Source organism: Thermococcus aciditolerans (assembly GCF_008152015.1).
Taxonomy (GTDB): domain Archaea; phylum Methanobacteriota_B; class Thermococci; order Thermococcales; family Thermococcaceae; genus Thermococcus; species Thermococcus celericrescens.
The window spans coordinates 1,546,594-1,555,428 of sequence record NZ_CP041932.1; the positions used below are offsets into that span (position 1 = coordinate 1,546,594).

Below are 8,835 nucleotides of genomic sequence, written 5' to 3' on the forward strand. Positions count from 1 at the left end.
CCATTAAAAACGTCTCGCAAAAGGGGCAGGTAAGAATAAGAGGAAAAAAGAATCAGATGACTTCGCCAAAAGCGAACTTCCTCTTGACTGAGTTAATGACGATCTCAACCTCGTCGCCGACCTGGGTGTTCGGGACGAAGATAACGAAGCCCTTTATCTTGGCGATACCATCGCCACCCTTTCCAAGGCTTTCGATCCTAACTCTATACCTTTCTCCAACCTTAACAGGGGCTTCGTAGCCACCGCCAAATCCATCTCCATACATATCTAACACCAACTCTTTCAACTTTCAGGGCTCCCTCGAAAGACTCCGAGAAGAGTCCCATTGAGAACTCATCGTCAAGGGTATATAAAGCTTTGGGTGGATTTTAGGTCCTCAAAGTCACCAAAATGCTGTTTCGAGCCACATGAGGACACTGATGCATTATTTTCCAGAAATCCCGCGCTTTCAACCCTTAACCGTGGAGGGTTTCGGCGCCGATGTCAGCAGGCAGGTAATTAACCTTTGGTTAACAACAAAGGGTTAAGTACCTTTGTTTTCAATTCTAAGCTTCAAAAAACCCTTTTAAGAGAATTTTTTCTATGTTAAGCGGAAATCCGGGAAAATGAAGCCGAGATAAGGTTGTAAACCAAAAGTGGGGGGACGCACAATGGGTTTCATTCCTGTATTCATTTGGTCATTCGTGCTCTGGCTTGTGCTGACAGCGGGCAGCAAGGGTATGCTGTGGAGCCCCGAAGAGCTCGTCGCGGGAGTGGTGTTCTCGGGGATAATCGCCTTCACGACGAAGGACATCATAGGTGAGAAGGCCGCGAGGTTCCTCAACCCGGCGAAGTGGGCTGGCTTTGTGGTTTACTCCATCGGCCCGCTCTTCTGGGGTATGGTCAAGGCCAACCTCGACGTTGCCTACCGCGTCATAACCGGCAGGATAAAGCCCGGAATCGTTCGCGTTCCGGTTGAGCTCGAAAACGACGCTCAGTACACAATCCTCAGCAACTCAATAACCCTCACCCCCGGAACGCTCACCGTGGACGCATGCCCCGAGGAGAAGGCCCTCTACGTCCACTGGATAAACGTGACCGAGAAGGAGCCGGAGAGCTCCGAGGTCATAGCGGGTTCATTTGAAAAATGGGCGAGGAGGCTGGGAAGATGATAGCACCGGAGTTCTTCTATGCCGCGGTCATAGTCATGATTGGAGCATTCCTGGCTCTGCTCAGGGTGTTCTTCGGACCGAGCGTGCCGGATAGAGTGGTCGGAGTAGACACCCTTAACACGCTGATCGTTGCCGGAATGGTTCTCCTCGGAGCGGCCTACGACAGGACGATATACATCGATATCGCCATCGTTTACGCCCTTCTGAGCTACGTGGGAACCCTGGCCATAGCCAAATACCTCCAGGGGGGATTGGAATGAGTGCGGTCACCTACGTCATCTACGCATTCCTCACGATAAACATAGTCTTCAACCTGCTGGGCAGCTTCTCGCTCCACAGGTTCCCGGACGTCTACACAAGGCTCCACGGAGCGACCAAGTGCACCACCTTCGGGACGATATTCGCGGTTCTGGCGGTGGTAGTTCACGCTGCCTACCAGCTCCACCTCACCGGCGACCCCAAGTACCTCCAGATGGCGCTTCACAGCCTCGTTGCCCTAATCGCCCTGCTCCTCACAAACCCGACCGGAGCGCACGCGATAGCCAAGGCGGCCCATCTGAGCGGCTATAAGCCAGCCAAAGCCGTCATTGACGCGTACGAGGACAAGCTCAGGGGTGGTGCCGAATGAACGCTCTTTCGATGGACATGGTCATACAGTTCGGAATACTCCTCGGCGTGCTGGTAGCGGCCTACATCACGATAACCATGCGCGACCTGCTCAGTGCGGCCATCGCTTCGGCGGCCATGAGCCTGCTCCTCAGCCTTGAGTTCTACATGCTCCACGCGCCGGATGTGGCGATAGCCGAGGCCGCGGTCGGAGCCGGCGTCGTTACGGCCATAGTCGTGTATGGAATCGCCAAAACGGAGAGATGGGAGCGTGAGGGACCATGAAGAGGACTTTCGGAGCTCTCGCACTGCTGTTCCTCCTCGGAGTGCTGCTCGTCGTTGCGAGCCCTTCAACCGGAATAAAGTTCGGCCTCGGCGGTGAGGACTGGAAGGCCTACCGCTACACCGACCAGTACTACATAGACCACGGCGTGCAAGAGGTGGGTGGAACCAACATAGTCACCGACATAGTCTTCGACTACCGTGGCTACGATACCCTCGGAGAGGCGACGGTTCTCTTCACTGCTATAGCCGGAGCGGTTGCACTTCTCAGGCCCTGGAGGAGGGATGAGGATGAAGAGTGACATGGGACTAATTGTTAAGACCACCGCGAGGGCCACCATTCCGCTCATAGGAATCTTCGGTGCCTACGTGGTCTCACACGGTCACCTTACGCCGGGAGGCGGCTTCCAGGGTGGAGCGACCATAGCGGGAGCCGGGATACTGTTCCTCATAGCCTTCGGGCTGGGCGAGATGAAGAGGCGCTACAACCACCACCTCTACTCGGCCCTAGAGGGTCTCGGCGGCCTGGTATTCCTCGGAGCGGCGATGCTCGGCCTGGGAGTTGCGTTCTTCTACAACACGCTGTGGCACAACGGGCCGGTCTTCAACGGCCAGCCGGGAACGCTGCTCTCTGCCGGATACCTGCCGGTAATGAACCTCGCCGTGGGACTGAAGGTCTTCGCGGGACTGGTCAGCGCGATGGTTGCCATAGCGGCATTCAGGAGGTGGAACGAATGATACCGTTCCAGTTCATCACGGCGTTCCTGCTAATAGCCATGGGAATCTACGCCCTCCTCTACAAGAGGAACCTCATCAAGCTCATACTGGCCCTCAACATCATAGATGCCGGCATACACCTGCTCCTCATAAGCTTCGGATACCGCATAGAGGCAGGCCAGATACCAACCGCGCCAATCTACACGGGCTACGAGACCGTAAAGAGCGCCATGGTCGCCCCGATTCCGCAGGCGCTCACGCTCACCAGCATAGTCATCGGAGTCTGCGTTCTCTCGCTGGCGATGGCCCTCACTATAAACGCCTACAGGCACTACGGAAGCCTCGACGTTAACAAGCTCAGGAGGTTGAGAGGATGAACGGGCTGATCCCATACCTCATCATAGTCCCGCTCCTTGGAGCATTCGCACTGCCCATAGTGGGCCTCGCGGGAAGGAAGGCCAGGGAGCTGTGGGCGATACTCATCACGGGCGTCACCCTCGGCGTCGCGGCCGGACTGTTCAAAGAAGTCTGGAAGAGCGGCGAGATACTCGTCTACACCCTTGGAGCGAAGAGCCCCCTTGGAAACGGCGTTCCATTCCCGATAAGGATAGTCTGGGAGGTGGACCTCCTCAGCGCGCTCTTCGCCCTGATGGTGACCTTCATAGCCTTCGTGGCCGTGCTCTACTCCAGCGAGTACATGAGGCACGATACGGGGCTTGAGAAGTACTATGCCCTAGTCCTCGTCCTCGAGGTCGGCATGCTCGGCATAGCCATAACCGGCGACCTGTTCAACTTCTACGTCTTCCTGGAGATAATGAGCATAGCGAGCTACGCCCTCGTCGCCTTCAGGAACGACACCTGGGAGGGCATCGAGGCGGGCATAAAGTACATGTTCGTCGGCTCGCTGGCCAGCTCGTTCATCCTCCTCGGCATAGTGCTCCTCTACGGCCAGTACGGAACGCTGACGATGGCATATCTGGCCAGGATGATAGCCGAGAACCCAACCTTCACCGCCAAGGTGGCCCTCGGCCTCCTCGCGGGCGGACTGCTCTTCAAGAGCGGTGCCGTTCCGGTGCACATGTGGCTCGCAGACGCACACCCGGCCGCTCCGAGCTCGATCAGCGCCATGCTCTCGGGTCTCGTCATCAAGATAGGCGGTACCTACGCCCTGGCGAGGCTCGCCTTCAGCGTCTTCAGCGCCGGAATCAGCACCAGAACGGTCGGCTGGATAATCATATTCTTCGCCTGCGTGACCCTCATAGTCGGAAACGCGATGGCGGTGATACAGACCGACATGAAGAGGCTCTTCGCCTTCTCCAGCGTCGGCCAGATCGGCTACATCCTCCTAGGAATCGGAATTGGCCTTGCCGCGTATGGAAGCGACGTCGGCCAGGTCGCTCTGGCGGGTGCGATATACCACACCGTGAACCACGCGATAATGAAGGCCCTCCTGTTCCTCGTCGCGGGAGCGGTCATACACCAGCTCGGAACCAAGAACCTCAACGAGCTGAGCGGAATAGCCAGGAAGATGCCGGTCACGAGCTTCGCCTTCCTGGTCGGTGCGGCCGCGATAATTGGCCTTCCGCCGCTCAACGGCTTCGCGAGCAAGTGGCTCATCTACGAGAGCTCGGCGCTCTTCAACCCGTTCCTCGCGGCAATAGCCGTCATAGGCACAGCCTTCTGTACCGCCGCCTACATCAGGGTGCTCTTCACATTCTTCGGAAGGCCGAGCGAGAGGGTCATGAACGCGGAGGAGCCAGGAAAGGCCATGCTCGTGCCGATGCTCATACTGGTGGTGGCAATAATCGTCATGGGACTCTTCCCATGGGCCATCAGCAACAAGGTCATGCTTCCGGCGGCAAAGACTCTGGAGAACATAGGGGCTTACGTTTCGGCGGTGCTGGGGGGTGCGTGAAATGTTTGGCTACTGGGATGCACTCTACTTCGTTTACGTCTTTGCCATAGGCCTGCTCATCTCGTACGTGCTCTACAAGTGGGCCGAGCGCTCCAGCACGGGGACGAGGAGAACCGGCGATGGAACGAAGATATTCCTCAGCGGTGAGGACCAGGACGAGATTATTCCGCAGTTCGAGCACTTCCAGGGCTACGTCACCGGAAGACACGTCATGTGGGGCCTCATAAGAGGAATTCACAGGATGTTCCTCATCTTCCGCAGGGAGCACACCGGACTGCTGAGCGACTACATCAGCTACCTGCTCGTCACGACCGCGATAATTGTGGGAGCGCTGATAGTGTGGGGATGAGGAGGTGAGATGAATGGCGATTAAGGTTACAAGGGCAGAGACCAATGTCAGCTCAAACTCCTCGGAGCGCGAGAGGCTTGAGAGGGAGATATCAAAGCTCTGCAGGTATATAGGGCGCTCACCCTGGGTGTTCCACGTGAACAGCGGCAGCTGCAACGGCTGCGACATCGAGATAATAGCCGCACTGACGCCGAGGTACGACGCCGAGCGCTTCGGTGTGAAGCTCGTCGGAACGCCGAGACACGCCGACATACTGCTCGTAACCGGGCCTGTGACCGACCAGAGCCTTGAGAGGGTCAAGCTGGTCTACGAGCAGACTCCGGACCCGAAAGTTGTCATAGCCGTCGGAGCCTGCCCCACCGGCGGAAGCGTGTTCTTCGAGAGCCCCTTCACCAACGCGCCGCTGGACAAGCACATACCGGTGGACGTCTTCGTACCCGGCTGCCCGCCGAGGCCCGAGGCGATACTCTACGGAGTCGTGCTCGGTCTGCAGAAGCTGATAGAGAGAATTGAGGGGGGTAAGAGATGAACGTTGACGAGTTCGTTAAAGCCTTTGGCGAGAGGTTCCCCGAGGCCGAGATAAGGGTGAGCGAGAACAAGATGCCCCACCCGAAGAGGCGCGTCTGGGTTGAGATAGACAGGGAGAAGTTCCACGACGCCATGAAGTTCATCAAGGAGCTCGACCCGAAGGCCCAGTTCTCCATCATAATCGGAATGGACGCCGGCGACAGACTGCTCGCCAAGTACCACATGGAGATGTTCTGGGAGGAGGGGGAGAGCCTGTCGCTCGTCATAGGCACGAGCGTCCCCAAGGATGACCCCAAGCTGCCCACAGTCACGGACGTCTTCCCGAGCGCGCTGCCCTACGAGAGGGAGAACCAGGAGTTCCTCGGGCTGTTCTTCGAGGGAATCCCCGACCCGAGAAGACTCTTCCTGCCCGACGACTTCCCGGAGGGAATCTACCCGCTGAGGCTCGACGAGACCGGAATCAAGCCCGAGATGGTGAAGAACGCCGGCCACCCGTACAAAATCAAAAAGGAGGGCTCAAAATGAACGGAAAGCTTGAGTACTGGGTTAAGATACCCATCGGACCCATTCACCCCGCACTGGAGGAGCCCGAGAAGTTCATCATCACGCTCGACGGAGAGAGGATAATCAACGTCGACGTCAAGCTCGGCTACAACCTCAGGGGCCTCGAATGGATAGCCATGAGGAGAAACTACATCCAGATACTCTACCTCGCCGAGAGGATATGCGGAATCTGTTCCTTCTCCCACAACCACACCTATTCCAGAGCCGTTGAGGAGATGGCCGGCATAGAGGTGCCCGAGAGGGCCGAATACATCCGTGTGATAATCGGCGAGCTCGAGAGAATCCACTCCCACCTGCTCAACCTCGGAGTCGTTGGGCACACCATAGGCTACGACACCACCCTCCACCTCAGCTGGCTCGCCCGCGAGCGCGTCATGGACATCCTAGAGGCCATCGGCGGCAACAGGGTCAACTACTCCATCAACACCATCGGCGGAGTGAGGAGGGACCTGGAGGAGAAGCACATCAGGGCCATACTCGACATGATAGAGAACTACAGGAACGAGGTCATGCCCAAGATAGAGGAGATATTCCTCTACGATCCGACGGTCGAGGCCAGGCTGAGGGACGCTGGCGTTATTCCCAAGAGAATAGCCATCGAGTACAGCGCCCAGGGACCGACTGCCAGGGGAAGCGGCGTGAAGAAAGACGTCCGCTACAACGAGAAGCTCAGCGTTTACCCGGACCTCGGCGTGAAGCCGATAACGCCCAAGGAGTTCACCGGAGTTGTCAAGGGGGACGTTTTCGACAGGATGGTGGTCAGGGTCGGCGAGCTCTGGCAGAGCATGGAGCTCATAGAGAGGGCCATAGACCAGATGCCAGAGGGCAAGATAAAGGCAGTTCCAAAGGACAACACCCTCCTGTTCCAGCTCAAGAAAGCCGAGGGGGAGGGAATAGGCAGGTACGAGGCCCCGCGCGGTGAACTCATCCACTACGTCATGGCCCAGAAGGGCAAGGACGTTCCGGCGAAGTGGAAGATGCGCGAGCCCACATTCCCGAACCTGTTCGCGATAGCTAGAGCGTTGGTCGGTGAGCAGGTGGCGGATGTTCCGGTTGCAATAGCCTCAATAGACCCCTGCCTGAGCTGTACGGACAGGGTCGCGGTGGTGGATGCTAACACAGGAAGGAAGAAGGTCCTCACCGAGAGGGACCTCCTCAGGCTCTCGATAGAGAAAACCAGGGAGCTGAACCCGAACGTTAGGGCGAAGCCCGAAGTTGTTGGAGTAGGCTGCCCGAGGGGTGGTGTCCTATGAACGTCCTCTACGCAACGCTCGGATTCCTGGGGATTTACGCTTACGTATCCTTCGCCTCACTGCTCTGGGGAGGCATAGACAGGAAACTGGTTGCAAGGATGCAGCGCAGGATGGGCCCCCCACTGCTCCAGCCGTTCTACGACTTCCTGAAGCTGGTCAGCAAGGAGTCCATAATCCCAAGGGACGCCAACAGGTTCTTCGAACTGGCCCCCGTGCTGGCTCTCGCCACCTCCATCGCCCTGCTCGCCTACACCCCGCTCGGCTTCGAGCCGCTCTTTGGAACCAAGGGTGACGTGATACTCTTCATCTACCTGCTGACTCTAATCGGCTTCCTCAGGGTCGTTGGTGCCGTTAGCTCGGGCTCCCCCTACGCCCAGATAGGCGCCCAGAGGGAGATGATAATCCTCGTCTCCAGGGAGGGGCCGATGATGCTGGCCCTCTTCACCATACTCTGGCGCCTCAGCGATCTCGGCGTTACAAAGCCGTTCAGCATGGGCACCTTCTACGAGCACAACGTCTGGGAGCTCGGGACGCCGATGAGCATAATAGGGGCCGTGGTGCTCCTGCTCGTCTTCATGGCCTGGCTTGCCAGCGAGATTGAGGTCGGCTACTTCGACATCCCCGAGGCCGAGACCGAGCTCGCCGAGGGAACGATGGCCGAGTACAGCGGAAGGCACCTGGCCCTCTTCGAGCTGGCCAACGCGATAAAGGCCTTCGTGAGCGCGAGCCTCGTCGTGGTGATATTCTTCCCGTGGGGCATATCCGGCTACATCGGGCTCACGGGGCTTCCGGCGGTAGTCATAGACCTGCTCTTCCACACCCTCAAGGTCTTCGCCGTGCTCTTCGTGAGCATGAGCCTTTTCAGGGCGGTAACTGGAAGGCTCAGGATAAACCAGGCGGTGACCCTGTTCTGGACCAGGATGCTTCCGGCCGCGATAGTCGGGGCGCTGCTGCTGGCAATAGACACCCTGGGGGTGGTGGCATGAGGGTCCCACCGACGCTCTCAGCCGTGCTGAGCAACCTGTTCAAGAAGCCGGCAACCAACCCCTTCCCTGCGAGCGATCCGGTTCCGACTCCAGAGGGCTTCAGGGGCAAGCTCGTCTACTATCCCGACAAGTGCGTCGGCTGCAGGCTCTGCGTCATGGTCTGCCCTGCCGGGGTTATAGAGTACGTTCCCGAGGTCAGGAAGGTCACCTTCTGGCTCGGAAGGTGCGTCTTCTGCCAGCAGTGCGTGGACGTCTGCCCCGTAAAGGCCCTGGAGATGAGCGATGAGTTCCTCCTGGCGACGGACGACAAGTACAACGACAACCTCCGCTGGTTCAAGGAGGATGAGATAGAGGAGCTCAAAAAGAAGCTGGAGGAGCAGAAGAAGGCCAAGGAGGCGGCAAAGAAAGGGGCCGAGTCCCAGAAGAAGTAGCCCCCTTCTTTCCTTGTTTTTCCCACCGACGATTTCAGTTCTATAATGAACTT

The 8,835-nt window shown here is 57.9% G+C and carries 15 protein-coding genes; 14 read left to right on the plus strand and 1 reads right to left on the minus strand.

The annotated features are described in order from the left end of the window. Positions 1-52: 52 nt before the first annotated feature. Entirely contained in the window at positions 53-265 is a 213-nt protein-coding gene (locus FPV09_RS08500; protein ID WP_014013099.1) for a TRAM domain-containing protein, read from the minus strand. 385 nt (positions 266-650) lie between these two features. Here FPV09_RS08500 and FPV09_RS08505 point away from each other — a divergent pair, with 385 nt between their 5' ends. Genes FPV09_RS08505 through FPV09_RS08570 form a run of 14 tightly spaced genes read left to right on the plus strand, consistent with a single transcriptional unit; the run spans position 651 to position 8,782 of the window. Continuing rightward, on the plus strand, positions 651-1,151 hold the full coding sequence (locus tag FPV09_RS08505; protein ID WP_148883082.1) for a monovalent cation/H+ antiporter subunit E: 501 nt from the start codon (positions 651-653) through the stop codon (positions 1,149-1,151). Next, on the plus strand, positions 1,148-1,411 hold the full coding sequence (locus tag FPV09_RS08510) for a cation:proton antiporter (protein ID WP_048056655.1): 264 nt from the start codon (positions 1,148-1,150) through the stop codon (positions 1,409-1,411). Before FPV09_RS08505 ends, FPV09_RS08510 begins: the two co-directional genes overlap by 4 nt. Then, entirely contained in the window at positions 1,408-1,779 is a 372-nt protein-coding gene (gene mnhG / locus FPV09_RS08515) for a monovalent cation/H(+) antiporter subunit G (protein ID WP_058938998.1), read from the plus strand. The genes FPV09_RS08510 and mnhG overlap by 4 nt, the downstream gene beginning before the upstream one ends. Continuing rightward, complete coding sequence (locus tag FPV09_RS08520; protein ID WP_058938999.1) at positions 1,776-2,042, plus strand: DUF4040 domain-containing protein; 267 nt, start codon at positions 1,776-1,778, stop codon at positions 2,040-2,042. Before mnhG ends, FPV09_RS08520 begins: the two co-directional genes overlap by 4 nt. Beyond that, entirely contained in the window at positions 2,039-2,341 is a 303-nt protein-coding gene (gene mbhE / locus FPV09_RS08525) for a hydrogen gas-evolving membrane-bound hydrogenase subunit E (protein ID WP_014013093.1), read from the plus strand. The genes FPV09_RS08520 and mbhE overlap by 4 nt, the downstream gene beginning before the upstream one ends. Next, positions 2,331-2,777 carry a Na(+)/H(+) antiporter subunit B gene (locus tag FPV09_RS08530; RefSeq protein WP_088181575.1) on the plus strand — a complete coding sequence of 149 codons (447 nt, stop codon included), beginning with the start codon at positions 2,331-2,333 and terminating at the stop codon, positions 2,775-2,777. Before mbhE ends, FPV09_RS08530 begins: the two co-directional genes overlap by 11 nt. Further along, positions 2,774-3,133 carry an NADH-quinone oxidoreductase subunit K gene (locus FPV09_RS08535; RefSeq protein ID WP_014013091.1) on the plus strand — a complete coding sequence of 120 codons (360 nt, stop codon included), beginning with the start codon at positions 2,774-2,776 and terminating at the stop codon, positions 3,131-3,133. Before FPV09_RS08530 ends, FPV09_RS08535 begins: the two co-directional genes overlap by 4 nt. Continuing rightward, positions 3,130-4,671: a proton-conducting transporter transmembrane domain-containing protein gene (locus FPV09_RS08540; RefSeq protein ID WP_148883083.1), complete on the plus strand. Its 1,542-nt coding sequence runs from the start codon at positions 3,130-3,132 to the stop codon at positions 4,669-4,671. Before FPV09_RS08535 ends, FPV09_RS08540 begins: the two co-directional genes overlap by 4 nt. A gap of 1 nt (position 4,672) precedes the next feature. After that, positions 4,673-5,020: a hypothetical protein gene (locus FPV09_RS08545; RefSeq protein ID WP_058939001.1), complete on the plus strand. Its 348-nt coding sequence runs from the start codon at positions 4,673-4,675 to the stop codon at positions 5,018-5,020. Between the two features lie 13 nt (positions 5,021-5,033). After that, the gene (locus FPV09_RS08550) at positions 5,034-5,549 is read left to right on the plus strand and encodes an NADH-quinone oxidoreductase subunit B family protein (protein WP_058939002.1); all 516 of its coding nucleotides are present in this window, start codon (positions 5,034-5,036) and stop codon (positions 5,547-5,549) included. Continuing rightward, complete coding sequence (locus FPV09_RS08555; protein ID WP_148883084.1) at positions 5,546-6,073, plus strand: NADH-quinone oxidoreductase subunit C; 528 nt, start codon at positions 5,546-5,548, stop codon at positions 6,071-6,073. The genes FPV09_RS08550 and FPV09_RS08555 overlap by 4 nt, the downstream gene beginning before the upstream one ends. Beyond that, the gene (locus FPV09_RS08560) at positions 6,070-7,365 is read left to right on the plus strand and encodes a hydrogenase large subunit (RefSeq protein ID WP_058939005.1); all 1,296 of its coding nucleotides are present in this window, start codon (positions 6,070-6,072) and stop codon (positions 7,363-7,365) included. Before FPV09_RS08555 ends, FPV09_RS08560 begins: the two co-directional genes overlap by 4 nt. Next, entirely contained in the window at positions 7,362-8,351 is a 990-nt protein-coding gene (locus tag FPV09_RS08565) for a respiratory chain complex I subunit 1 family protein (RefSeq protein ID WP_148883085.1), read from the plus strand. The genes FPV09_RS08560 and FPV09_RS08565 overlap by 4 nt, the downstream gene beginning before the upstream one ends. Beyond that, complete coding sequence (locus FPV09_RS08570) at positions 8,348-8,782, plus strand: 4Fe-4S binding protein (RefSeq protein WP_014013084.1); 435 nt, start codon at positions 8,348-8,350, stop codon at positions 8,780-8,782. Before FPV09_RS08565 ends, FPV09_RS08570 begins: the two co-directional genes overlap by 4 nt. The last annotated feature ends 53 nt before the right edge of the window (positions 8,783-8,835 follow it).